This window comes from Actinomadura sp. NPDC000600, assembly GCF_040492135.1.
Classification (GTDB): Bacteria; Actinomycetota; Actinomycetes; order Streptosporangiales; family Streptosporangiaceae; genus Spirillospora.
In genome coordinates, this window is sequence record NZ_JBEUPD010000010.1 from 48,487 (window position 1) to 71,610 (window position 23,124).

The following is a 23,124-nucleotide window of genomic DNA, read 5'->3' on the forward strand; positions in this document are numbered from 1 at the left end:
CGACTCCTACCGCTTCTTCTTGCTGCGACGACGGACGATCAGCCGGTCGCTCGACTTGTTCGCCTGGCGAGTGCGGCCTTCCTTCTTACCGGCCGGGTTCACCGGGTGCCGGCCACCGGAGGTCTTGCCCTCACCACCACCGTGCGGGTGGTCGATCGGGTTCATGGCCACGCCGCGGACGGTCGGGCGCTTGCCCTTCCACCGCATGCGGCCGGCCTTGCCCCAGTTGATGTTCGACTGCTCGGCGTTGCCGACCTCGCCGACCGTCGCGCGGCAGCGCACGTCCACCATCCGCATCTCGCCGGAGGGCATGCGCAGCGTGGCGTACTTGCCCTCCTTGGCCAGCAGCTGGACGCCGGCGCCCGCGCTGCGGGCGATCTTGGCGCCGCCGCCGGGGCGGAGCTCGATGGCGTGCACGACCGTACCGGTCGGGATGTTGCGCAGCGGCAGGCAGTTGCCCGGCTTGATGTCCGCGCCCGGCCCGTTCTCCACCCGGTCGCCCTGGCGCAGACCGCGCGGGGCGAGGATGTAGCGCTTCTCGCCGTCCACGTAGTGCAGCAGCGCGATCCGCGCGGTGCGGTTCGGGTCGTACTCGATGTGCGCGACCTTGGCCGGGACGCCGTCCTTGTCGTGCCGGCGGAAGTCGATCACGCGGTACGCGCGCTTGTGCCCGCCGCCCTGGTGCCGGGTCGTGATGCGGCCGTGGTTGTTGCGGCCGCCCTTCTTGGGGAGCGGACGCAGCAGCGACTTCTCGGGCTCGCGGCGCGTGACCTCGACGAAGTCGGCCACGCTGGACCCGCGACGACCCGGAGTCGTCGGCTTGTAATTACGGATGCCCATCTTTTTCGTTCATCCCTTGTCAGTCTTCGGGACGACCCGGCCTGCTTAGGCCGGACCGCCGAAGATGTCGATCCGCTCGCCCTCGGCGAGGCTGACGATGGCGCGCTTGGTGTCCTTGCGCTTGCCGTAGCCGAACCGCGTGCGCTTGCGCTTGCCCTGCCGGTTGAGCGTGTTCACGCTCGTCACCTTGACGCCGAACACCGACTCGACGGCCTGCTTGATCTGCGTCTTGTTGGCGTCCGGGCGGACGACGAACGTGTACTTGTTCTCGTCCAGCAGCCCGTAGCTCTTCTCCGAGACGACCGGCGCGATGATGATGTCGCGGGGGTCAGCGATCTTGTTCATGTGCGACCCTCCTTACTTCTTCTTCGCGCGCGAGATGAACTCGTCGTACGCCGTCTTCGTGAAGACGACGTCGTCGTTCACCAGCACGTCATAGGTGTTGAGCTGGTCGGAGACGATCACGTGCACGCTCGGCTCGTTGCGCAGGCTCTTCCAGGTCACGTCGTCCTCGCGGTCCAGGACCAGCAGGACGCGCTTGGCCTCGGTGACCTCGCGCAGCGCCTTCAGCGCCGTCTTCGTCTTCGGGGTGTCGCCCTCGATGAGGTTGTCGACCACGTGCACCCGGCCGAACCGGGCGCGGTCGGACAGGGCGCCGCGCAGCGCGGCGGCCTTCATCTTCTTGGGCGTCCGCTGCGAGTAGTCCCGCGGCTGCGGGCCGTGCACGACGCCGCCGCCGGCGAACTGGGGCGCGCGGGTCGAGCCCTGGCGGGCGCGGCCGGTGCCCTTCTGCCGGTACGGCTTCTTGCCACCGCCGGAGACTTCGCCCCGGGTCTTGGTGGCGTGCGTGCCCTGGCGCGCCGCGGCCAGCTGCGCCACCACGACCTGGTGGATCAGCGGCACGCTGGTCTTCGCGTCGAAGACCTCGGCGGGCAGGTCGATGTCGAGCTTGGAAGTCACTTGCCCGCTCCCTTCACTGCGTCGCGGACCAGCACCACGCCGCCGTTGGGACCGGGAACCGCGCCCTTGATGAGCAGCAGGTTCTTCTCCGCGTCGATGGCGTGGACGGTCAGGTTCTGCACGGTGGTACGGGCGTTGCCGTGCCGTCCCGCCATGCGGAGGCCCTTGAAGACGCGACCAGGGGTCGCGCAGCCGCCGATCGAACCCGGCGAGCGGTGCTTGCGCTGGGTGCCGTGCGAGGCGCCGAGGCCCTTGAAGCCGTGGCGCTTCATGACACCGGCGGTGCCCTTGCCCTTGCTCGTGCCGGTAACGTCGATCTTCTGGCCGGCCTCGAAGACGCTGGCGGTGATCTCCTGGCCGAGTTCGTACCCGGTGGTGTCGTCGGCCCGCAGTTCGACGAGGTAGCGGCGCGGCGTGACGCCGGCCTTCTCGAAGTGACCCGTGCTCGGCTTGTTCACCTTGCGCGGGTCGATCTGCCCGAACCCGATCTGGACGGCGCTGTAGCCGTCCTTCTCCTGGCTCTTGAGCTGGGTGACGACACACGGCCCGGCCTGGACGACGGTCACCGGAACGATCCGGCCCTCATCGTCGAAGACCTGGGTCATGCCGAGCTTCTCGCCCAGGACGCCCTTCCTCTGCGTACTCATCTCTCGGTGCGTCCCTTAGAGCTTGATCTCGATGTCAACGCCGGCCGGAAGGTCGAGTCGCATCAGCGAGTCGACCGTCTTGGGCGTCGGGTCGATGATGTCGATCAACCGCTTGTGCGTGCGCATCTCGAAGTGCTCGCGGCTGTCCTTGTACTTGTGCGGCGAGCGGATGACGCAATACACGTTCTTCTCGGTCGGCAGCGGCACCGGGCCCGCGACCTTGGCGCCCGTCCGCGTCACCGTCTCAACGATCTTCTTCGCGGAGGTGTCGATGACCTCGTGGTCGTAGGCCTTGAGCCGGATGCGGATCTTCTGTCCCGCCATGGTGGCCTCGGTGTCCTTTGCTGTAGTGCCGCTGTTTACTTCACTGTTCGTGACGCGGCGGCCCGGTCTGTGCCTTTTCCGGGGGGCGACCCCCGGACCCCCGCGAAAAGCAGGGAGCCCGCTGACCGGGCCGCCGCGTGACGAGGGGTGTTACTTGATGACCTTGGTGACGCGACCGGCGCCGACCGTCCGGCCACCCTCACGGATGGCGAACTTCAGGCCCTCCTCCATGGCGACGGGCTGGATCAGCTCGACGCGCATCTCGGTGTTGTCGCCCGGCATGACCATCTCGGTGCCCTCGGGGAGGTTCACCACGCCGGTGACGTCCGTGGTCCGGAAGTAGAACTGCGGACGGTAGTTGTTGAAGAACGGCGTGTGCCGGCCGCCCTCGTCCTTGGACAGGATGTAGACCTGCGCCTCGAACTCGGTGTGCGGGGTGTTCGTGCCCGGCTTGATGACGCACTGGCCGCGCTCGACCTCCTCGCGCTTGATGCCGCGCAGGAGCAGGCCGACGTTGTCGCCCGCCTGGCCCTGATCGAGGAGCTTGCGGAACATCTCGACGCCGGTGACGGTGGTCGAGGTGGACTCCGGCTTGATGCCGATGATGTCGACGGTCTCGTTGACGTTCACGACACCGCGCTCGATGCGGCCGGTCACGACGGTGCCGCGGCCGGTGATCGAGAAGACGTCCTCGATCGGCATCAGGAACGGCTTCTCGGTGTCACGCACCGGCTCCGGCACGTTCTCGTCGACGGCGGCCATCAGCTCGACGATCGACTCGGACCACTTCTCGTCGCCCTGCAGCGCCTGGAAGGCGGACACGCGCACGACCGGGACGTCGTCGCCCGGGAACTCGTACTCCGACAGCAGCTCGCGGACCTCGAGCTCGACGAGCTCCAGGATCTCCTCGTCGTCCACCATGTCGCACTTGTTCAGCGCCACGACGATGTAGGGGACGCCGACCTGGCGGGCCAGGAGCACGTGCTCCTTGGTCTGCGGCATCGGGCCGTCGGTGGCGGCGACCACCAGGATGGCGCCGTCCATCTGCGCCGCACCGGTGATCATGTTCTTGATGTAGTCCGCGTGACCCGGGCAGTCGACGTGCGCGTAGTGCCGCGCCTCGGTCTGGTACTCGACGTGCGCGATCGAGATGGTGATACCGCGCTCGCGCTCCTCCGGCGCCTTGTCGATGTCCTCGAACGGCGTGAAGGGGTTGAGGTCCGGGTACTTGTCGTGGAGCACCTTGGTGATCGCCGCGGTAAGCGTGGTCTTACCGTGGTCGATGTGTCCAATGGTGCCGATGTTCACGTGCGGCTTCGTCCGCTCGAACTTGGCCTTCGCCACTGGTTGCTCCTTGTTGCGATCCTCGGCCGCCTAGACGACCGCTTCGATGTACGTCCTTGGTGATCTGTGGGCAGGCCCGGTACTACTCGCCCCGCGCCTTGGCGATGATCTCCTGCGCGACGTTCCCGGGAACCTCGGCGTAGGAGTCGAACTGCATGGTGAAGACAGCCCGGCCCTGGGTCTTGCTGCGCAGATCACCCACGTAGCCGAACATCTCGGACAGAGGCACGAGCGCCTTGATGACGCGCATGCCGTGCCGCTCGTCCATGGACTGGACCTGGCCGCGGCGGCTGTTGAGGTCGCCGATCACGTCGCCCATGTTCTCTTCGGGCGTGGTGACCTCGACGGACATCATCGGCTCCAGCAGCGTGGGGGACGCCTTGCGGGCGGCCTCCTTGAACGCCATGGAACCGGCGACCTTGAACGCCATCTCCGAGGAGTCGACCTCGTGGTAGGCGCCGTCCTGCAGGGTGACCTTGACGCCCACCATCGGGTAGCCGGCGAGGACACCGAACTCTGCGGCCTCCTGGCAGCCCGCGTCGACCGACGGGATGTACTCCCGCGGGATGCGGCCACCGGTGACCTTGTTCTCGAACTCGTACCCGTCGGACCCGCCGCCCAGCGGCTCCAGGTCGATGATCACGCGGCCGAACTGGCCCGAGCCACCCGTCTGCTTCTTGTGGGTGTACTCGACCTTCTCGACCTTGCGGGTGATCGTCTCGCGGTAGGCCACCTGCGGCTTGCCGACGTTGGCGTCGACCTTGAACTCCCGCTTCATCCGGTCGACGAGGATCTCCAGGTGGAGCTCGCCCATGCCGGAGATGACGGTCTGGCCGGTGTCCTCTTCGGTGCGGACCTGGAAGGACGGGTCCTCCTCGGCCAGCCGCTGGATCGCGGTGCCCAGCTTCTGCTGGTCGGCCTTGGTCTTCGGCTCGATCGCGACGTGGATGACCGGCGCCGGGAAGTTCATCGACTCCAGCACGATCGGGTTCTTGTCGTCGGACAGCGTCTCACCGGTGGTGGTCTGCTTGAGACCCATCACCGCGACGATGTCGCCGGCGCCCGCGCGCTCGATCTCGGTGCGCTTGTTGGCGTGCATCCGGTAGATCTTGCCGATGCGCTCCTTGCGCTCCTTGACGGAGTTCATCACGTTCGCGCCCGACTCCATCACCCCGGAGTAGACGCGCACGAAGGTGAGCTTGCCCAGGTGCGGGTCGCTCGCGATCTTGAACGCCAGCGCGGAGAACGGCTCGTCCTCGCTCGGCTTGCGGGTGAGGACCTTCTCCTCGTCGCGGACCGCGTGGCCCTCGATGGCCTCCACGTCCAGCGGCGAGGGCAGGTAGCGGACGATCGCGTCCAGCAGCGGCTGCACGCCCTTGTTCTTGAAGGCCGTGCCGCAGGTCACCGGGGTGAGCTTCGCGGCGATCGTCGCGCGGCGGATGCCGTCGTGCAGCTGCTCCACGGTGGGCTCCTCGCCCTCCAGGTACAGCTCCATGATCTCGTCGTCGTTCTCCGCGAGGGTCTCGACGAGCTTGTCGTGCCACTCGCGGGCCGTCTCGGCGTGCGACTCGGGGATGTCGACGACGTCGTACATCTCGCCGAGCTTGGCCTCCTCGTTCCACACGAGGGCCTTCATACGGACGAGGTCGACGACGCCCTTGAAGTCGGCCTCGGCGCCGATCGGGAGCTGCAGCACCAGCGGCGTCGCGCTGAGCCGGTTCTCGATCATGTCGACGCAGCGGTGGAACTCCGCGCCGACCCGGTCGAGCTTGTTGACGAAGCACATGCGCGGCACGCCGTACCGGTCGGCCTGGCGCCACACGGTCTCGGACTGGGGCTCCACACCGGCGACGCCGTCGAAGACCGCGACCGCACCGTCGAGCACCCGCAGGTTGCGCTCCACCTCGATGGTGAAGTCGACGTGGCCGGGGGTGTCGATGATGTTGATCGTGTGCTTGACGTCGTCGACGGGCCATTCGCAGGTGGTGGCGGCGGAGGTGATGGTGATCCCCCGCTCCTGCTCCTGCTCCATCCAGTCCATGGTGGCGGCGCCGTCGTGCACCTCGCCGATCTTGTAGCTCATCCCCGTGTAGTACAGGATGCGCTCGGTCGTCGTGGTCTTGCCCGCGTCGATATGGGCCATGATCCCGATGTTGCGGACCTTGGCCAGGTCTACACCGGTTTTGGTAGCCACTGTCGTCCTCGCGTCGTCTCTCGTCGTTGCAGATCCGCCGGGATTACCAGCGGTAGTGGGCGAAGGCCTTGTTGGACTCCGCCATCTTGTGCGTGTCCTCGCGCTTCTTGACAGACGCGCCGAGACCGTTGCTCGCGTCGAGCAGCTCGTTCATCAGCCGCTCGGTCATGGTCTTCTCACGGCGCTGCCGGGCGTAGAGCACCAGCCAGCGCAGGGCGAGGGTCGTGCTGCGGGCCGGCCGCACCTCGACGGGGACCTGGTAGGTCGCGCCACCGACGCGGCGGCTGCGGACCTCCAGCGTGGGCTTGACGTTGTCGAGCGCGCGCTTCAGCGTGACGACCGGGTCGTTGCCCGTCTTCTCGCGGGCGCCCTCGAGGGCGTCGTACACGATGCTCTGCGCGATGGAGCGCTTGCCGTCCAGGAGAACCTTGTTGATGAGCGCGGTGACCAGCGGCGAGTTGTACACCGGGTCAGCGATCAGCTGGCGCTTGCCAGCGGGGCCCTTGCGCGGCATCAGCTCTTCTCCTTCTTCGCGCCGTAGTGGCTGCGCCCTTGCTTGCGGTTCCGGACGCCCTGGGTGTCGAGGGAACCGCGGATGATCTTGTACCGAACGCCGGGGAGGTCCTTCACACGGCCGCCGCGCACGAGCACGATCGAGTGCTCCTGCAGGTTGTGGCCGACGCCGGGGATGTAGGCCGTGACCTCGATCCCGCTGGTCAGCCGGACACGGGCGACCTTCCGGAGCGCGGAGTTCGGCTTCTTTGGCGTCGTCGTGTAGACGCGCGTGCAGACGCCCCGGCGCTGGGGGCTGCCCTTGAGCGCGGGCGTCTTGTTCTTGGTCACCTTGTCCTGGCGGCCCTTGCGGACCAGCTGCTGGATCGTGGGCACCGCGTCTCCGTCTTCCTCGTACCGAGCCGGTAAGTCCTATTGCTGCAATCACCACCTCAGGTGAGGCTGTGACCTGCCGGTTTCCCGACCTCTCCGACCCACGCGGTCGGGCGTGTCGCCGCCCCACGGAAATACAACCGCGCGAAACCGACACAGACCGCCCGGCCCTTAACTGGGCCGAATCAAGCCGGGGAGTAGATGCGGCGCTGGGGCTGGCCTCCCGGCCTCGCCGACGCGCACGCATAGCGGCCCGCACACAGCGGGCACAAGTGAAGAGGTTACCGACCACTCAGCCAAAGTGCAAAGCGGGGAAGGGAGGCGTGCTCATCGCAGCGCTCTCCTCCTTCGGGCCTGGGGGCCCTGCTGTGCCTACTGCAGTGCTCTCCTTCTTCGGGCCTGGGGGCCCTCCATCGTCGAGCACTGCTGCGATCGCTGGCATCGCTCCGGCTCGCCTTGCGGCTCGCTGCGCGATCAGGTTCTCGCTTCGCTCGAACCTGGCTTCGCACGCGATCGCGAGAGCCGGGGTGGTCGACGGCCGGGGGCGCCTCTGCTGCATTGTTACCCACATCCCCGCACTTGGGGAAGTCGTGGAGCAGCTTTTGTGCGTTCCCCGGCCGTCTCGCGTTCTGGGCGTGTCGCGTCCTACAGGACGAAAGCGACCACCAGCACCACGATGATCACCACGGCGGCGACGGCGCCGCCGACCAGCAGGAGGGTGTTCTTGTTGCCCTTGCCCTCTTCGGCCCCGTAGGTAGACGGCTGACCGTATTGGCCCTGCTGTCCGTACTGCGGGTGCTGGCCTGGCTGGCCTGGCTGGCCGTATGCCTGCGGCTGGCCGAACTGCTGGCCCTGCTGCTGCTCGCCGCCGGGCTGGCCGAACTGCTGGCCGTAGCCCTGCTGGGCCTGCTGGCCGAACTCCTGCTGCTGGCCGTAAGCCTGCTGGCCGAACTGCTGCTGCTCGCCCTGCTGGCCGCCGAACTGCTGCTGGCCGTAGCCCTGCTGCTCGCCCTGGCCGGCGGGCTGGCCGAAGCCCTGCTGCTCGCCGTAGCCCGGCTGCTGCTCGGGCTGGCCGTAGCCGGGCTGCTGGCCGGGCTGCTGGCCGAACTGCTGGCCTTGCTGCTGACCCTGCTGCTGGCCCCACTGCTGCTGGCCGATGTCGAGGCGGGTGTGCTCGGCCATCCCGGACGACTCGGCGGCGTGCCGGCCCTGGGAGGCGGCGGACGGGTCGAACGCCTCGGTCGGGCGCGCGTCCTCCACGTTGCTCTCGCCGGGCGGGCGATACAGGTCGTCCACTGAGGGACCGGTCTGCTGCGACCCCGCGCCGTAACCGGAGTCGGGCGGCGGCACCATCATGGTCCGCTCGTGGTCGGCCTGCCCCTGCTGGCCGCCCGGCTGGCCACCCTGCTGACCTGCGCCGGGCTGGGGCTGACCAGCGCCGGGCTGGCCCGACTCGGGCGTCCAGGGCTCCGGCGTGGACGGCGGGGTCGGGGCCTGCCACGGCTCGGCCGGGGCGTCGTGCTTGCGCTCGGGTCCGGTCGCGACCGGGATGTCGGTGCCGGGCGACCAGTGCAGCGTCGCCTGGTCGTCCACCACGGGGCGCTGCTGCTGCTCGGGCTCGGGCGCGCCGGCGGCCGGACCGGGGACGATCATCGTCCGGTCCGCCGCGGACTCCTGCTGCTCGGCCTGCGGCGCCTGCTCGCCGGGCGCGCCGGGCGCGCCGGCCTCGGGCGACGCGAACCCGCCGTACTGGGGCTGACCGTACTCGGGCTGGCCGTACTGGGGCTGCTCCTGCGGCGCACCGTGCATCGGCTGCTGCGGGTACCCGGTCTGCTGCTGCGGGGGCTGCTGTCCGTACTGGGGCTGCTCAGGCTGCTGGCCGTACGAGGGCTGTTCCGGCTGCTGGCCATACTGCGGCTGGCCGTACTGGGGCTGCTCGTACTGAGGCTGCTCCTGCGGGGGCGGGAATCCGCCAGGGCCAGGGGGCGCGCCGTAGGGCATCTGCCCGGCGGGCTGGCCGTACTGGGGCTGCTGGTCCTGCGGAGCGCCGAAGGGGGGCGGGGGCGGGGGCTGCTCGCCGAACTGCTGCATCGGCTGCTCGACCATCGTGGGGGGCGGCGGGGGCGGCGCCTGCCGTTCCTCGTCGCGGGGCTGCGCCGGCTGAGCCGGGGGACGGCCACCCAACTGCGGAGCACCGAACACCACGGTGCGGTCTCCCAGCGGCCGGGCGGGGGGCTCCTGGCCCTCCGGCGGCCTGGGCTGCCCCTCCTCCTCCGGCATCGGCCGCTGCGGTCCCTGCGTGCCGTCGTTCTCGGTCATCGTCGGGCTCCTTCAGCGCCGTCGTCCCGGGGCTCCTCAGCTCCCGGAAGTCCGGAGGCGCGCGGCGCATAACGCGGCCTCCGAACCTTGTCACCCATGTCCCCACGTGGCGGTCTTGCCATGCGTGGGCGTTCTCGCCCCCAGCCTGCCCCGATCGCCGGTGGTATCGCAAATCACCACCCCTGATAGACGCGGGACGCCCCCGGCGCGTTCCGCCCCGGAGGCGTCCTCCGCCGGGATCGTCAGGAATGCCCGATAACTCCGTGGGGGCGGTACGGGGCTTGCATCCGCTCTGTCTCCTTCTCCTCCAGCCGGAGGTCCGCCGCGGCGATCGCGTCGTCCACGTGAGTGAGTTTTGTCGCTCCCACGATCGGCGCGGTCACCCCCGGCTTGGCGAGCAGCCAAGCGAGCGCCGCCTGCGCCGGCGGGACACCCCGTCCCGCCGCGACCTCGCGGACGGCGTCGACGACGTCGAAGTCCGATTCCGTGTACAGGCTGTCGCCGAAGGAGTCGTTCTGGGACCGGACGGTCTTGCGCTCGCCGCCCCTCTCCCGGTTGCCCGCGAGCATCCCCCGCGCGAGCGGGCTCCACGGGATGACGCCGACCCCCTGGTCCACGCAGAGCGGGATCATCTCCCGCTCCTCTTCTCTATAGATGAGGTTGTAGTGGTTCTGCATGGAGACGAACTTCGTCCAGCCGTGCTTGTCGGCGACGTGTTGGGCCTTGGCGAACTGCCAGGCGTACATGCTGGACGCTCCGATATACCGGGCCTTGCCCGCCTTCACGACGTCGTGCAGGGCCTCCATGGTCTCCTCGATGGGCGTCCCGTAGTCCCAGCGGTGGATCTGGTACAGGTCGACGTAGTCAGTGCCGAGCCGGGCGAGGGAAGCATCGATGCTCGCCATGATGTGCTTGCGCGAAAGGCCCTTGTCGTTCGGGCCGTCTCCCATGGGGAGGCACACCTTGGTCGCCAGCACGTAGTCGTCCCTGCGGGGGAACAGCTTCGGCAGGAGCCGTCCGGTGATCTCCTCACTCACGCCCATCGAGTACACGTCGGCGGTGTCGAAGAACGTCACGCCGCCCTCCACCGCCCGCCGGACGATCGGCTCCGCAGCGTCCTCGTCCAAGGCCCACGGCCGAACCGCCGGGTCGCCGTAACTCATCATGCCGAGGCAGATCCGCGAGACCTTCATACCGGTCTTTCCGAGACGTACCTGTTCCATGGGGTTTCTCCTTTCAACGGTCTCCACGGTGCACCGCCACCCCGGCGATCACCAACCCCACTCCGGCGATCTCCGCCGGGGCGGGTGCCTGCCGCAGCACCACCAGTCCGGTCACGGCGGCGGTCGCCGGAAGCAGCGACACCATCAGCGCGTAGGTGGCGCGACTGAGCCGCGCCATCGCGAGCTGGTCGCAGACGTACGGGATGACGGACGAGGAGATCCCGACACCGACCCCCGCGGCCAACGCGACCGGATCGGCCACCGCAGGCACGGCCTGCACGCCGCCAATGGGAAGGACGAGCACACCCGCGACGACCATCGCCAAAGCCAACCCGTCGATCCCCCCACCCCCCGACTGGGCGGCCTTGTGGGCGAAGACGATGTACAGCGCGAACAGTGCGGCATTGGCGAACGCGAAGACGAACCCGAGCGGCTCCCCTTCTATCCGCACCTCCGTCAGGACGTACACACCGCCGACCGCCGCCAGGAGTGCGGCGATGTTGCGTCTTGTCCTTATACCTAGGGCCGCCAGGACGACGACGGGCAAGAACTCGATCGCCGCCACGGTCGCCAGGGGCAACCGTGCGATCGCCATATAGAAGGACGAGTTCATCGCCGCAAGGACGGCGCCCCACACCAGCATCGTCCGCCAGGTGTGGCGCGTGAGCGTCCGCCAGGGTCTGCGCCAGACGGCGAAGACGAGGGCGGCGCTCCAGATCCTGATCCCGGCAACGCCCAGAGGGCCGATGCGGGAGAACAGCAGCACGGCGAACGAGGGCCCCAGGTAGTGGAAGACCGCACTTCCGACAAAGTACGACCAGGGCGGAAAGCGCATGGTCGTATCGTCGGCCGGTCCGTAAGTTGGAGGAATGGCGAACCGAAGGGGCCGACCGGGCCGCGCCTACGAACCCAAACCGCTCGACCCGATCGACCTACGGATCCTCACGGAGCTGCAGCGGGACGGCCGGGCGTCCCTCGCCGAACTGGGCCGCCGCGTCGCCCTGTCGGCCCCGGCCGTCGCCGAGCGCGTCCAGCGCCTGGAGGACACCGGCGTCATCACCGGCTACCACGCCACCGTCGACCCCGTCGCGCTCGGGTTCCCGATCGCCGTCCTCGTCCGGGTGAGTCCGAGCCCGCGCGAGCTGAGCCGCATCCCCAAGATCGCAGACGAGATCCCGCAGATCGTCGAATGCCATCGCATCACGGGTGACGACTGCTTCTACTTCATCGCGCACCTGCGCGCCGTCGAGGAACTCGAACCGATCCTCGACCGCTTCACCCCGTACGCGAAGACGACGACGTCGATCCTCCAGTCGTCCCCGGTCCCCCGCCGTCCCCTCCCTCTCGCCTGACAGGGACCTCGGCCGGCAGAGGCCCTGTCTGACAGGGCATGGCTAACAGGGCATGGCTAACAGGTCTTGACTGACAGGGCTCGGTTGGCCGGGGCGCGCCTAAAAGATCGTCGGGAGAAGCAACCGGCGCGCGGGCTTCGGGATAGAGGGGATGTCAGCACTCCCCCAGACACGGAGACGCCCTCTATGAAGAGACGCCCATGGCCGTGTTGAGCCACGCCCGCGACGAGCTCGACGACGCGGCGCTCGTCGCCGCCTCGCTGGACGAACCCGAGGCGTTCGGCGAGCTGTTCCGCCGGCACGCGCCGCGGCTCCACGCCTACGCCAGGCGGCGGCTCGGGACCGCCATGGCCGACGACGTGGTCTCGGAGGCGTTCGCGACCGCGTTCCGGCGCCGCGACAGGTTCGACGGCCGCGCCGAGTTCGGCGCCTGGTTGTGGGGCATCGCCAGCAACCTGATCGCCAAGCACCACCGCCACGAGACCCGCATGTACCGGGCGTTCGCCCGGACCGGCGCCGACCCCGCCGAGGACGGTGTCGCCGACAGGGCGAGCGAGCGCGCCTCCGCGGCGGCGTGCGGACCCGGCCTGGCACGGGCGCTGGCCTCGCTGGGCGCGCAGGACCGCAACGCCGTCCTGCTGCTGGCGTGGGGCGAGATGTCCTACGCCGAGATCGCGGTGGCGCTCGGCCTGCCCCTCGGCACCGTCAAGGCCAAGATCCACCGAAGCCGCGCCAAGCTGCGCAAGGCCCTCCCCACACACGCCCTCTCCGAGGAGTAGAGCATGGACGAAATCGATGCCCTGCGGCAGATGCGGACCGGTCTCGCGGTGGAGGAGCCCCCGGAGCGGCTCGCCCAGCGCATTGACTGGCAGGACGGCGGCGGAGCTCGTCCGCGGCCCCGCCCCCGCAATCGGCGCCGTATGCGGATCCAGTTGGTGAGCGTGGCCGCCACGGCCGCCGTCGCCGCCGGGACCGTGGCCGTCGTGGTCTCCACGGGGGACGGCGACCCGACCGGCAAGCCCCGCGTGGAGAACACCGTCCCCCTGAACGGCAACGTGCTCCTGGTGGCCGCGACCAACGCCGCGAAGGCGCCGGCGGGGAAGTACTGGCACACCAAGACCGTCATGGGCGAGATCTACGCGGTCGGCGAGAGCGCCGAGAACCACTACAAGGTCGATTCGAGGCAGGGGAACGAGATGTGGACAGACCGGACCGGTCTGCGCCGCGGCACCCACTTCGACCTCCAGGGCCTCCCCGTCACCCCGCAGGACAAGCAGAAGTGGCAGGCGGCAGGGTCACCGTCCTGGGTCCACGTGCCGAATCCCGAGGGGGGAGGCGGACAGGTCAACCTGGACATGTCCCCGAAGACGGGCAGGGGAGCCCCGTGGCCGGCGTCCGTCGAACGGTTCTACGGCATGACACCGGGACAGATCGCCGCGCTGCCCACGGAACCGGAGGCACTGAAGAAGGTCTTGCTGGGCCTCAAGGGACACTGGCACGCGGTCTCGACGGACGGTGAGAAGGAGGAGCCGATCCGCGCCTTGCGGGGGCAGGAGCGTATTCGGGCTCTCAGCGATGTCGCCGGGGAACTGCTGTCCACCGAACCGGCGCCGCCCAGGGTGCGGGCAGCGGTCTTCCGGATGCTGTCCGACATGCCAGGCATCAAGCCCGAGGGCCGGACGACCGATCCGCTCGGCCGCGTCGGAACGGTGGTGTCGCTCCCGCTGAAGACCACCACGCCCCTCGGCATGTTCACCGCCCCCAAGCAACTCGGAACCTACCGGCGCCAGTTCGTCGTCGACCCCGCCACCGGGTCTCTGCTGGCCATCCGCGACCTCGTGGCCACGCCGCCGCACGGCAGCCGGCCGCTGCCCCCGGGAGACAACGGCAAGCCGCGCGCGCTGAGGGCGCAGGACATGCCCGACCGCTTCCACAGGCCCGGAGAGATGGCCGCCTACCGGGCGTTCGAGATCACCGAGTGGACCGACGCGGAGCCGCCGCGCTGAGCGTCCCCGCGTGATGAGGGCATGACGAGGGGCCCGTCCCATACGGGACGGGCCCCTCATAGCGCCGGATCCCCCCCAGCGCACTGGACCCCCTCCAGCGCACCGGCCCCCAGCGCATTGGGTCACTCGGCTCACCGGTCCCATCGGCGTGCCGCGTGCCCTGGGGCTATGCGAACGCGTGGCACTCCACCGTGGCGCGGCGTTCGGTCATGCCCTGCTGGACCGCCGAGTCCACGCACGCGCGCTGCTTCTCGTTCAGCTTCGGCTGCCCGCACTGCTCGACGCTGGAGTAGGTGCGGCAGTCCTGGCGCGTGTTCTGGTCCCCGGAATGGGACGCCTGGGCGGCGGCCGCGCTGCCCAGTCCCCCGATTCCGACCACAGCGGCGATCAGTGCACCGGTCATGACCCTCTTCATCTGCTTCTCTCCCCGTCGCGTCCTTCAAGCAACGAGAGCGTTCCTCCCCGGCCCCCTTCACCCCAAAACCCGACAAAAGAGTAAAAAACGACGACCATCTTCCAGGAATCCTGCCCAGGTCAGCGGACGAACTCGGCGCGCACCCCCAGCAGCCGCACAGGACGCCGCCCGGTGAACCGGGTCAGCGCGGCGAGGGCGCCCTCCTCGATACGGGACGGCTCGCTCGTCGGCGTCTCCAGCGTCCGGCCGTGGGTCTGGGTGATGAACGGCGCATACCTGACCTTGACGACGACGCGGGCGACGTCCCTGCCGTCCGCGGCCACATCGTCGGCGACCCGTCGCGCCAGCCGGACGACCTCCCGGCGAACGGTCTCCCAGTCGTCCAGATCCTGCTGGTACGTGGTCTCCCGTCCGCACGAACGCGGGACGTACGGTGCGTCGCTCACCGGCGAGCCGTCCCGTCCCTGCGCGAGCCGCACCAGCCACGGCCCGGTCGCGGGGCCGATCTCCCCGGCCAGGACGTCAGGATCCGCCGCCGCGAGGTCGGCCACCGTGGCGATGCCGAACCCCTTCAACCGCTTCGCGGTCTTGGCCCCGATGCCCCACAGCGCGTCGACCGGCCGGTCGCCGAGCACCTCGAACCAGGTCGCCCCGGTGAGCCGGAAGACCCCGGCCGGTTTGCCGAACCCCGTCGCCAGCTTCGCCTGGAGCTTGTTCTCCCCTATGCCCACCGTGCATTCGAGCCCCGTCGCCGCCCGCACCCGGTCCCGGATCTCCCGGGCCGTCGCCTCTGGGTCGTCGCCGTCGACCGCCAGGAACGCCTCGTCCCACCCGAGGACCTCGACCACGAGGCCGAGGCCGCGCAATGCCGCCATGACCCGCTCCGAGACGGACTCGTAGAGCTCCCGGTCGACGGGCAGGAACACGGCGTCCGGGCAGCGCCGCGCCGCCGTGCGCAGCGGTAGGCCGGATTGGACGCCGTACTCGCGCGCCTCATACGAGGCCGTGCTGACCACGCCCCGCTTCGTGGGATCGCCGTCGCCGCCGACGACCACCGGCCGCCCGCGAAGCTCCGGACGGCGAAGCACCTCGACGGCCGCGATGAACTGGTCCAGATCAACGTGCAGGACCCACCGACCCACACCCCCATTGTCCCCTCACCAGCACGAATACATCCCTGCGGATACATCCCTGCGGACCGGACGCGAACCCGCCTCTGCCGTGCTCCTGGCGCGCCGCCTTCGCCGTTCAGACCGACGGGCCTCGTCTCCGGCTGCTGCTAACTTGCCGCCATGACATGGCAAGAGTTCGGGCCAGAGCGAGTGGGTCTACTGAAGGCGTTCGAGTCCGGCTCTCCGCTGCCGTTCCGCCTGAAGATGCGCGGTTACCACCGCCTCCAGGTCGAGGCGTTCTTCCGCAAGCTCGCCGAACTGGCCGGCACCGAAAGCCCGCCCGAGATCGAGCCGCCGGCCTTCGTGGTCGTGATGCGCGGTTACGATCGCGCCCAGGTCGACGCCTTCCTCGCCCCGCTCTTCCAGTCGCCGAGGAACTGATGCGAGCCCTGAGCGTCCGGCCCGAAGTGGGGCGGCAGGCACCGTCCGAGCCTCTGCCGAGGGAGCGATGAGCGCCCCGTTCCGCACGCGCGCCGAGCGACGCCGCGACGCCGAACACCGGCTCGTCCACGACGTCGACGTCTGGGTGGCCAGCGCGTCGCCGGACGGTGCGCCCTACCTGGTCCCGCTGTCCTTCGATTGGGACGGCGAGGCGCTACTGCTCTCCACGCCGGCGGACAGCCCGACCGGCAGGAACCTGGCCGCCACCCGAACCACCCGGCTTGGACTGGGCCTGACCCGAGACGTGGTCATGATCGAGGGCATGGTCGAGGTGCTCGACATGGACGCGCTGCCCCAGGAGCAGGGCGACCGCTTCGCCGAACGCACCGGCTTCGACCCACGCGCCCTGGCCACGCCGTACCGCTGGTTCCGCGTCACCCCGCGGCGCGTCCAGGCATGGCGCGAGGAGAACGAACTGTCCGGCCGCGACCTGATGCGCGACGGCCACTGGCTCCCCTGGCCAGATGCGGCGGGCACCCTGCGGCCTGCGTCGGAGCGTGGCTGCTCGTCCTAGTGGCGATCGCCTTCTGGAAACAGCCACTCCAGTGCGGCCAGGGACTTGTCGAGGTACGCGCTGAAGCCGGTCTCAAGCCCGTAGGCCATGTCCTCCAGCACGCCACATCTGGCGTAGAAGCCTGAGCGCAGTTTGATCTCCCCGACGTCGACGCCGGGCCGATACGCGTCCAGGGCCCGGTCAAGAGCGGCGGGCCCGAGATCGCGGTAGAGCAGACCGAAGTCACGGGCCGGGTCGGTGATCGCGGCGTCGCTCCAGTCGATGACCCCGGTCACGACCCACTCGTCCGGGTCGACGAGGACGTGCTCGATTCCCAGGTCGTTGTGGGAGAACACCAGCTCACGCGGGCCGTCCGGGGGCGAGGTGCCGAGGAACGACTCCACCACGGGACGGTGCACCGGCGGCACCGTCTCGATGATCGTGGCGTAGATCTGCGCGGTCTCCTCCAGCCACACGGTCATCGGCTCGTCATCGGTATCCACCAGGTCCACCATCTGGCCCACCGGAACGGCATGGAGCGCGCCGAGGAACCCCCCGAGCTCGGCGGCGACCGAGTCGATGTGGACCGCCCGTTGTCGCGGATCCGCGTCGATCAACGGAAGGCCAGGGAGCTTGAAATAGGCCAGGCACCCCTGCTCGGCAACCGTGAAGGTGGGCTTGGGCACAGGCAACGGCGACACATCCGCAACAGCGGCAAGAAGGCGGCCCTCATCACGGACGCGCCCAGCCCGTTCCGCGGGATCGGACTCCTTGCCGAACCGGACGATCAACTCGTCATTGACCTGGAAGGCGACGTTGTCCTCGCCCTCCCCCAACAACACCACGGAGTCAACGCGATAGCCCGGCATATGCGCAGCCACCACATCCCGGACATCCGCAGCCAGGTCACCCCTCCGACTCACCACCCGCCGACCCCCGCCCGGCCCTGGACCTTCATCACCCACCGACGCTATCGCGCGAGCCCAGCCACCAGCACCGCAAACACCCGCCGCCCACGAGTAGCTCGGCCTGTCCCGCCCGTCCGGCCCCTTTGCTCCCACATCGCCGACTCCCCATGAACGGCACCCACCCAACTCTCCGCGTCACACCCCAGGTCGGCCCCACTAACAAGGACTCCGGCGGCGGAGTTCCCTAGATCGACCAGCCCACGACCCGGCAGGCCGCGCGAACGACGTCGACTTCACCGGGACGCTCGAGCCGCTGGATGGGCGGGCGATGCGTAACACGCTGCGGCGTGAACGTAGCCAGCGGCACAGGTACGGGGAGTCGTAGCCCTTGCCACCATGCAACCCGTCAGAACGGCGACCGCGCGGTCCGCAGTGTCGACGGATCGGCGGGATGGCGCGCACCAGTGATTCCACCTGGTGGCTGTCGCGGGCTATCGGCCGCGAAGACCTCCAACACAAAGTGGCCGGACGTGCCGGGACGCGAACTCGGCCCGGCGCGCGGGCTGGCCTGCAGCGGGGCCGCCCGGACGGCCCTGTCGATGACAGGCCCGTGGCCGCACGAGGTCGTCCAGAGCCGGCAGCGCCCAGTGCGGGCTCCAGGTGCCTGCCAGCGCCTGGTCGGCGCGGGTGAGAGGGAGGCGACAGGCATCCGCCGAGCGATCCAGTCCGCTCGGCGAGTGGGGCTTCGATGCGCCGCGCGCGGTAGTCAGCCAGCAGCATTGCCGTCTCGTGGGCTTCCGTCCCGGAGTTGGCGAAGAACAACTTTGCGTCCGAGCTGCCCGGCGTAGTGATGCCCCTCAGAACAGGCCGGCCAGCGGCGGGCACGCCTCCCTCGGCCATGAGCTAAGGAGCGCTGGCTGGGCCGCTATGGAGGCACAGGCGGGGGGGACTGGCGGAGGGGACTGGCGGAGGGACTGGCCGTTCCGGAGCCTTCAGGCTGTGAGCTGGCACGATGTGTCGGCATTTCGGATCCTGAGGAGGATCGTAACGGCCGGTAGCAACAGGAAAGCGGTCAGCGGTGGCGCTGGCGTTGGCGTTCAGCGGGCTCGACGATGACGGGCGCAGCCTCACCTGCCGCAGTCGACAGGAATTGGGACCTGGCGACTTCCTCCCTTCGCGGCGCGGACACTTACCGAATCGATCGCGCACCACGACCTGTCCGGTTCCCCTGGGGCGCCAAGTTGATCCTGCATGACCGGTGCAGCTCGATTCACACCCGGGCGCTTCTCCATTCGGCGAAGCGCCGGTAGATGCTCTACCAGGAGGTGCCAACACCGACGGGACCTACCGTTAGGCGCAACCGGTGGGGGGCCGGAACACGGCCGCAACCACCACCTCTCGATCAGCAGCGCGGCGCCGCCCACCATCCTGCGGACGCGTCGGTGCAGGTGGCACCGCCCGCTGAAACGACTCCCACAAACTCGTCTGCCCTGAGCGCTCCATCATCGTCACGACGAAGCACCCTCGAGCACACCAAACGAAACGACCATCTAAGCGGCCCAGTGGATGGTCGTGGATGGCTCGGTTGTTCGCAGCTCGCTTGGTCGCGGCTCGCTTGGTCGCGGCTCGGCGGCGCGCGGCTCGACGGTCCGCGGCTCGACCGTCCGCGGCTCAGTTGTTCGCCGCCTCGCTTGGTCGCGGCTCGGCCGTCCATGGCTCGGCCGTCCATGGCTCAGCCGTCCATGACTCGACTTCCCATGGCTCGACTTCCCATGGCTCGACTTCCCATGGCTCGGCTGTTCGTGGCTGGGCTGTTCGTGGCTGGGCTGTTCGTGGCTGGGCTGTTCGTGGCTGGGCTGTTCGTGGCTGGGCTGTTCGTGGGTGGGCTGTTCGTGGGTTGGTGGTGGGTGGGTGGGCTGTTCGTGGGTTGGTGGTGGGTGGGTGGGTTGTTGGTGTGCCGGGTGGGTGGAGTCGGTAGGTGTAGCGGCCGGTGGCGGGGTCGTGGGTGGTGTGGATGTGTTGGGGGTGGGTGTGTTTGTAGCGGTTGTGCCATCCGCAGCACAGGGCGAGTTTGTCGATGTCGGTGGGGCTGTCGCCCAGGGCCCATCCGTTGACGTGGTCGACCTCGCACAGCGTCCCGGGCACCTCGCAGCCCTGCACCGCGCACGTGGGATAGAGCGTCTCCAGGACTTGGCGTTGGGCGGCGGTGGCGAAGCGGACTTTGTGCCCTAGGTAGAGAGGCGTGTTGCCTCCTGCGAGCAGCAGGGGTGAGACTCCGGCGGCCAGGGCGATGCGGCGGGCTTGGGGCGCGGGGATCGGTGTGCCGTCGGTGAGGCGGGCGGGTGCGTGGCCGCCGGTGAGGGTGTCCAGGTCGCAGATGACGGTGACCTTGGTGGCCTTGTGCCCGCCCGACAGCACGCTGCTCAGTGCGGCGGCGGTGCGCTCGGGCAGGTCGCGGTGGTCGTCGGGCCCGGACGGCTTGGCCAGCGGACCCAGCGTCCCGTCCCAGACGGCGGCGTCCTCGGCGTTCAGCCAGCCCTTGATGTAGCGGCCGCCGTCCAGCGAGCGGGTGGAGTCGATCCAGGACCGCTCGTACCCGCGCTGCACCTCCTCGGGTGGCTCCTCGCAGCCGTCGCGTTCGGCGATGACCTCGCGGATGCGGCGGCCGAACGCGGCGACCTTCCCGGGTGAGAAGCCCTGGCCGATCATGTCCAGCAGCAGGGTTTCGGCCTTGGCGCAGTCGTCATCGTCGAGGCGGGCCACGGCGTCGGCGACCGTGGCGGCGTAGCCGTAGGACAACTCACCTCTGGCCAGGAGCTCGGTGACCACAGGGAGCCGATGGAGCTGCCGGGCCAGCGTGACGCGCTCCTTGGCGCGGGCATCGCGCATGCCCAGCCGCGACCGCAGCCACGCCTGCGTGGACGGCAACCCCCAGCGGCGCGTCTCACTCGCCGCGTCCACGCGGGCGACGAACCCGGCCAACGCGGCCTCATGGGCGTCCGACGCCGCCGCTAACGTCTCGGCGAGCTCCATGCACACCGCAGCCGACTCGGGCGCGGGACGGGCAGCGAGTTCGGCGGCGATCGCGGCAGCGGCGTCCACCAACTCCTGCGTGGACGCCACACCGAAATCCATACCCGTAACCGAACACATACACAGAGTATATCGAACTAGTGGGCGAACAGACGCGAGATCGGAGGCTAATTACTGTCACCACCGAGATAGGTGAAGCTTGAGACTGGAATCATATTTCGCGTTATCAGAAGAGACAGATATTTCCGCCCGATAGCACCCAGTTCACTAACTTTGCGAATGCCATCAAGGGGACCAACCTGGTCAGCGGCCTCGCCATGTAGCATGAAACCTACATTCGGGACTTCTCTCGGCTAAGTGGTGGGTTCGCTGTTAGCAGGCGACCTGCACCCTTAACGGTGACTCCTCCCGCTTCAGCAGACCAGCAGCTGGCGCCCCTGTCATTTGGCGGCCCCCCGGACTCGGGTCGCTTGCCCATCGGAAAGTCCCTGGTGGTGAGCCTGCGTGTGGCAGGCCGTTGGCCTCTGCCAGCCGTTGTCCCAAGACATGCTGGTTCTTCCTGGCGAACCGGCTCTTTCTATGTCGACACCCGGCACCTTGGTGCACCGTCGGGCATTGCCTCTAACCTAGTCCGTGCACGCCCTGGCATGAATTGCGCCCCTTTTCTTGATCGCCGGTGCGCTTCCCGACCACCGACGCACTCCCTGACCACCGACGCACTCCCTGACCACTGACGCACTCCCTGACCACTGACGCAACTCCTGGCTGCCAGTGCGCTGCTCAAGCTGTACCAGAGGGTCGCCCTCGCGCCGAGCCGACTCCCTCAAGCGGGCGAGGTTCCTTTGATGGGCGGGTTTCCTTTATGGGCTGCCTTGCTCCGGAGAGCGGATTCCCTTGTCGGTGGAGTGGCTCTTGGAGAAGTGGGGTGGCGCGTCGGGCGGGGGCAGGCGGAGCCTGCCCGACGAAACCTGCACCAGGGGCCGCAGAGGCTCCGAAGTCAAGGGTGGGACGAAGTCCCATCGCGAAGCGACGCCGAAGGCGCCCTTGACTTTGGAGGGGCGGCCCCGTACGCAGCGCCACCCCACCCGGCGCCCCCTACCCAGCACCCCCACCCGGCCACTCAACCCGGTTATGGCGGCTATGGGTAGGGGGCGACCTCGTCTCATGACTCGCCGTCGGGTGGAAGACGCCGCTGGTGCTGGAGGAGGAAGGCCACTTGGGCGGACTACTGAATGCGCACCTGGAGCACTTCCTGTTACGGGGGCGAACGCGGCTGGGGCAGAAGAGCGCGTGCCCGTACCTGTGTTTGCTCGCGCCGGCGCTAAGGACCCCTGGGCTGCGTCAGGCCACAGGACTGGGCTCAGAGGCCGCGAGGCTGGCGTCAGGCCACAGGGCTGAACCTCAGCCGCAGGGCTTGCGCTCAGACCGCAGAGCTGGCGCCAAGCCGGGGCCGGCGCTCAGACCGCGGGGCTGGCGCTCAGACCGCAGAGCTGGCGCCAAGTCGGGGCTTGCGCTCAGACCGCGGGGCTTGCGTTCAAGCCGGGGCTGGAGATTCGTGAAGCTCTACCGGCCCGCGCCCGTCCCGCTTCTGCAGGTCTACGGGAATGGGACCGAGGAGGTCAGTATCGCGGTGAGCGCGCTGCCGGTGCCGGGCAGCGCGTGGGCCTGCCACGACGCCCGGCTCGGGCGGCTCGGCTAGCTGCATCCGTGTGACGACGCCGAAGGCGCGGCCAAGGTGGTCGGCGACCTTTCTCAGAGACCAGGAGTGCACGTCCACCTGGTGAGCCGCCACACCCTTGCGCAAGTGATCCACGCTTCTGATACGGCTGGCCCGATCAGACATCCCAGCGGGCGGCTTCGAGAAGGTCGGCGACGTAGGCGGCGGCTTCCGGGGAGAGGCGTGGCAAGCACTCCTGGAGGGGCTCTACGAGGGCCTGGGGGACGGTGCCGTACTCGACGAAATGCCCCAGGGAATGGGCGATCTCCTCTTGGACCAACGGATCGTTCTCTCTTACGAGCGCCTCCGCAAGCGGGAGCACTATCGAGGATGTGTCTCGTCCGGTCTTGCACGCGCCGATGAGCAGGTCCCCGAGATGGGCGGCCGCCAGTTCGCGGACGTCGGGCTCCCCTTCTGCAAGTCTCATCGCCAGATGCCGGATCTCTCTCGTCACCTGGCGAGAACCAGCGTCATCCCGCGCGGCGGCGGCCAAGTCTTCCGGGCCGCCGCCGGCCGCATCAAGGGACTTCACGCCATATCCGGGACGGAGGGCACCGCAACGGTGGCGTCCAAGGCATGCGCCAACCGGTCGACACGCCTGATGACGGGCTCTGCACCGACCGCCTCAAATCGCGATAGAGCGGACGGCATCATGCGTTCCGGCACGCCGGTTCCAGCAGAGTCATCCCAAGCTCTAGACGCCGCTCACGCACTGCCTTGCCCAGTTCATCGGCACATGGAGCAGCCTGACTGTCCTCGTGCTGCCGATCCTTGTCGGTCATCGCCAACTCGAAGCGCTCATCGCCCATGTCCCGGCTCCTGCGGCTTCTCTGATCCGCTCGATCATAGGG

General features: G+C 68.9%; 24 protein-coding genes. 6 read left to right on the plus strand and 18 right to left on the minus strand.

The genetic code is table 11. The features are described 5' to 3' along the window. Positions 1–6: 6 nt before the first annotated feature. The 12 genes from rplB to ABWI07_RS16745 all read right to left on the minus strand — a co-directional run bounded on the left by rplB (position 7) and on the right by ABWI07_RS16745 (position 11,571). Positions 7–840, minus strand: a complete 834-nt coding sequence (gene rplB, locus ABWI07_RS16690) for a 50S ribosomal protein L2 (RefSeq protein WP_149258918.1) — start codon at positions 838–840, stop codon at positions 7–9. Between the two features lie 45 nt (positions 841–885). Beyond that, a complete protein-coding gene (gene rplW / locus ABWI07_RS16695; protein ID WP_149258917.1) occupies positions 886–1,185 on the minus strand; it encodes a 50S ribosomal protein L23 in 300 nt (99 codons plus the stop codon). A 12-nt stretch (positions 1,186–1,197) separates the two neighbouring features. Further along, positions 1,198–1,800: a 50S ribosomal protein L4 gene (gene rplD, locus ABWI07_RS16700; RefSeq protein ID WP_353819069.1), complete on the minus strand. Its 603-nt coding sequence runs from the start codon at positions 1,798–1,800 to the stop codon at positions 1,198–1,200. Further along, entirely contained in the window at positions 1,797–2,447 is a 651-nt protein-coding gene (gene rplC, locus ABWI07_RS16705; protein ID WP_173394920.1) for a 50S ribosomal protein L3, read from the minus strand. Before rplC ends, rplD begins: the two co-directional genes overlap by 4 nt. A gap of 15 nt (positions 2,448–2,462) precedes the next feature. Further along, complete coding sequence (rpsJ, locus tag ABWI07_RS16710; RefSeq protein WP_018657599.1) at positions 2,463–2,771, minus strand: 30S ribosomal protein S10; 309 nt, start codon at positions 2,769–2,771, stop codon at positions 2,463–2,465. Between the two features lie 150 nt (positions 2,772–2,921). Beyond that, on the minus strand, positions 2,922–4,115 hold the full coding sequence (gene tuf / locus ABWI07_RS16715) for an elongation factor Tu (protein WP_149258914.1): 1,194 nt from the start codon (positions 4,113–4,115) through the stop codon (positions 2,922–2,924). Between the two features lie 82 nt (positions 4,116–4,197). After that, on the minus strand, positions 4,198–6,309 hold the full coding sequence (fusA, locus tag ABWI07_RS16720) for an elongation factor G (RefSeq protein ID WP_149258913.1): 2,112 nt from the start codon (positions 6,307–6,309) through the stop codon (positions 4,198–4,200). A 43-nt stretch (positions 6,310–6,352) separates the two neighbouring features. Further along, positions 6,353–6,823 carry a 30S ribosomal protein S7 gene (gene rpsG / locus ABWI07_RS16725; protein WP_067806994.1) on the minus strand — a complete coding sequence of 157 codons (471 nt, stop codon included), beginning with the start codon at positions 6,821–6,823 and terminating at the stop codon, positions 6,353–6,355. Further along, on the minus strand, positions 6,823–7,197 hold the full coding sequence (gene rpsL, locus ABWI07_RS16730; protein WP_021597495.1) for a 30S ribosomal protein S12: 375 nt from the start codon (positions 7,195–7,197) through the stop codon (positions 6,823–6,825). Before rpsL ends, rpsG begins: the two co-directional genes overlap by 1 nt. Before the next feature lie 642 nt (positions 7,198–7,839). Beyond that, on the minus strand, positions 7,840–9,513 hold the full coding sequence (locus tag ABWI07_RS16735; RefSeq protein ID WP_353819070.1) for a hypothetical protein: 1,674 nt from the start codon (positions 9,511–9,513) through the stop codon (positions 7,840–7,842). A 242-nt stretch (positions 9,514–9,755) separates the two neighbouring features. Next, positions 9,756–10,736 (minus strand): aldo/keto reductase, encoded by a 981-nt coding sequence (locus ABWI07_RS16740; protein WP_149258911.1) that lies wholly within the window; start codon positions 10,734–10,736, stop codon positions 9,756–9,758. Positions 10,737–10,749: 13 nt separating this feature from the next. Next, positions 10,750–11,571, minus strand: coding sequence for an EamA family transporter (locus ABWI07_RS16745; protein WP_353819071.1), 822 nt, complete (start codon positions 11,569–11,571; stop codon positions 10,750–10,752). A gap of 34 nt (positions 11,572–11,605) precedes the next feature. Here ABWI07_RS16745 and ABWI07_RS16750 point away from each other — a divergent pair, with 34 nt between their 5' ends. From ABWI07_RS16750 to ABWI07_RS16760, 3 genes are all read left to right on the plus strand, one after another. Further along, positions 11,606–12,088 (plus strand): Lrp/AsnC family transcriptional regulator, encoded by a 483-nt coding sequence (locus tag ABWI07_RS16750; protein ID WP_149258909.1) that lies wholly within the window; start codon positions 11,606–11,608, stop codon positions 12,086–12,088. 200 nt (positions 12,089–12,288) lie between these two features. Beyond that, positions 12,289–12,867: an RNA polymerase sigma factor gene (locus tag ABWI07_RS16755; protein ID WP_149258908.1), complete on the plus strand. Its 579-nt coding sequence runs from the start codon at positions 12,289–12,291 to the stop codon at positions 12,865–12,867. A 3-nt stretch (positions 12,868–12,870) separates the two neighbouring features. Next, positions 12,871–14,094 carry a CU044_5270 family protein gene (locus ABWI07_RS16760; RefSeq protein ID WP_353819072.1) on the plus strand — a complete coding sequence of 408 codons (1,224 nt, stop codon included), beginning with the start codon at positions 12,871–12,873 and terminating at the stop codon, positions 14,092–14,094. Between the two features lie 166 nt (positions 14,095–14,260). Here ABWI07_RS16760 and ABWI07_RS16765 read toward each other — a convergent pair whose 3' ends face one another. Beyond that, on the minus strand, positions 14,261–14,497 hold the full coding sequence (locus ABWI07_RS16765; RefSeq protein ID WP_149258906.1) for a hypothetical protein: 237 nt from the start codon (positions 14,495–14,497) through the stop codon (positions 14,261–14,263). A gap of 131 nt (positions 14,498–14,628) precedes the next feature. Beyond that, positions 14,629–15,651, minus strand: coding sequence for a DNA polymerase IV (locus ABWI07_RS16770; RefSeq protein ID WP_353819073.1), 1,023 nt, complete (start codon positions 15,649–15,651; stop codon positions 14,629–14,631). Between the two features lie 150 nt (positions 15,652–15,801). Between ABWI07_RS16770 and ABWI07_RS16775 the strand changes: the two genes are divergently transcribed. After that, a complete protein-coding gene (locus tag ABWI07_RS16775; RefSeq protein ID WP_149258904.1) occupies positions 15,802–16,062 on the plus strand; it encodes a DivIVA domain-containing protein in 261 nt (86 codons plus the stop codon). Positions 16,063–16,129: 67 nt separating this feature from the next. After that, positions 16,130–16,636: a pyridoxamine 5'-phosphate oxidase family protein gene (locus ABWI07_RS16780; RefSeq protein WP_149258903.1), complete on the plus strand. Its 507-nt coding sequence runs from the start codon at positions 16,130–16,132 to the stop codon at positions 16,634–16,636. On the opposite strand, the gene ABWI07_RS16785 is transcribed toward ABWI07_RS16780, so the two are convergent. After that, positions 16,633–17,484 (minus strand): phosphotransferase, encoded by an 852-nt coding sequence (locus ABWI07_RS16785; RefSeq protein WP_353819074.1) that lies wholly within the window; start codon positions 17,482–17,484, stop codon positions 16,633–16,635. The two genes, ABWI07_RS16780 and ABWI07_RS16785, sit on opposite strands and share 4 nt — an antisense overlap. A gap of 1,710 nt (positions 17,485–19,194) precedes the next feature. Further along, positions 19,195–20,658, minus strand: coding sequence for an HNH endonuclease signature motif containing protein (locus ABWI07_RS16795; protein ID WP_353819075.1), 1,464 nt, complete (start codon positions 20,656–20,658; stop codon positions 19,195–19,197). A 1,453-nt stretch (positions 20,659–22,111) separates the two neighbouring features. Here ABWI07_RS16795 and ABWI07_RS16800 point away from each other — a divergent pair. After that, positions 22,112–22,255, plus strand: coding sequence for a hypothetical protein (locus ABWI07_RS16800; protein ID WP_160160919.1), 144 nt, complete (start codon positions 22,112–22,114; stop codon positions 22,253–22,255). Between the two features lie 136 nt (positions 22,256–22,391). Here ABWI07_RS16800 and ABWI07_RS16805 read toward each other — a convergent pair whose 3' ends face one another. Further along, on the minus strand, positions 22,392–22,805 hold the full coding sequence (locus ABWI07_RS16805; protein WP_353819076.1) for a hypothetical protein: 414 nt from the start codon (positions 22,803–22,805) through the stop codon (positions 22,392–22,394). A gap of 118 nt (positions 22,806–22,923) precedes the next feature. After that, entirely contained in the window at positions 22,924–23,082 is a 159-nt protein-coding gene (locus tag ABWI07_RS16810) for a hypothetical protein (protein ID WP_160160920.1), read from the minus strand. Between the last annotated feature and the right edge of the window lie 42 nt (positions 23,083–23,124).

Bases quoted from the DNA above. Each gene is read 5' to 3' on its own strand.
- rplB (WP_149258918.1), bottom strand. From the start codon at position 840: ATGGGCATCCGTAATTACAAGCCGACGACTCCGGGTCGTCGCGGGTCC.
- rplW (WP_149258917.1), bottom strand. From the start codon at position 1,185: ATGAACAAGATCGCTGACCCCCGCGACATCATCATCGCGCCGGTCGTC.
- rplC (WP_173394920.1), bottom strand. From the start codon at position 2,447: ATGAGTACGCAGAGGAAGGGCGTCCTGGGCGAGAAGCTCGGCATGACC.
- rpsJ (WP_018657599.1), bottom strand. From the start codon at position 2,771: ATGGCGGGACAGAAGATCCGCATCCGGCTCAAGGCCTACGACCACGAG.
- rpsG (WP_067806994.1), bottom strand. From the start codon at position 6,823: ATGCCGCGCAAGGGCCCCGCTGGCAAGCGCCAGCTGATCGCTGACCCG.
- ABWI07_RS16735 (WP_353819070.1), bottom strand. From the start codon at position 9,513: ATGACCGAGAACGACGGCACGCAGGGACCGCAGCGGCCGATGCCGGAG.
- ABWI07_RS16740 (WP_149258911.1), bottom strand. From the start codon at position 10,736: ATGGAACAGGTACGTCTCGGAAAGACCGGTATGAAGGTCTCGCGGATC.
- ABWI07_RS16745 (WP_353819071.1), bottom strand. From the start codon at position 11,571: ATGCGCTTTCCGCCCTGGTCGTACTTTGTCGGAAGTGCGGTCTTCCAC.
- ABWI07_RS16750 (WP_149258909.1), top strand. From the start codon at position 11,606: ATGGCGAACCGAAGGGGCCGACCGGGCCGCGCCTACGAACCCAAACCG.
- ABWI07_RS16755 (WP_149258908.1), top strand. From the start codon at position 12,289: ATGGCCGTGTTGAGCCACGCCCGCGACGAGCTCGACGACGCGGCGCTC.
- ABWI07_RS16760 (WP_353819072.1), top strand. From the start codon at position 12,871: ATGGACGAAATCGATGCCCTGCGGCAGATGCGGACCGGTCTCGCGGTG.
- ABWI07_RS16765 (WP_149258906.1), bottom strand. From the start codon at position 14,497: ATGACCGGTGCACTGATCGCCGCTGTGGTCGGAATCGGGGGACTGGGC.
- ABWI07_RS16775 (WP_149258904.1), top strand. From the start codon at position 15,802: ATGACATGGCAAGAGTTCGGGCCAGAGCGAGTGGGTCTACTGAAGGCG.
- ABWI07_RS16780 (WP_149258903.1), top strand. From the start codon at position 16,130: ATGAGCGCCCCGTTCCGCACGCGCGCCGAGCGACGCCGCGACGCCGAA.
- ABWI07_RS16785 (WP_353819074.1), bottom strand. From the start codon at position 17,484: ATGCCGGGCTATCGCGTTGACTCCGTGGTGTTGTTGGGGGAGGGCGAG.
- ABWI07_RS16795 (WP_353819075.1), bottom strand. From the start codon at position 20,658: ATGGATTTCGGTGTGGCGTCCACGCAGGAGTTGGTGGACGCCGCTGCC.
- ABWI07_RS16810 (WP_160160920.1), bottom strand. From the start codon at position 23,082: ATGGGCGATGAGCGCTTCGAGTTGGCGATGACCGACAAGGATCGGCAG.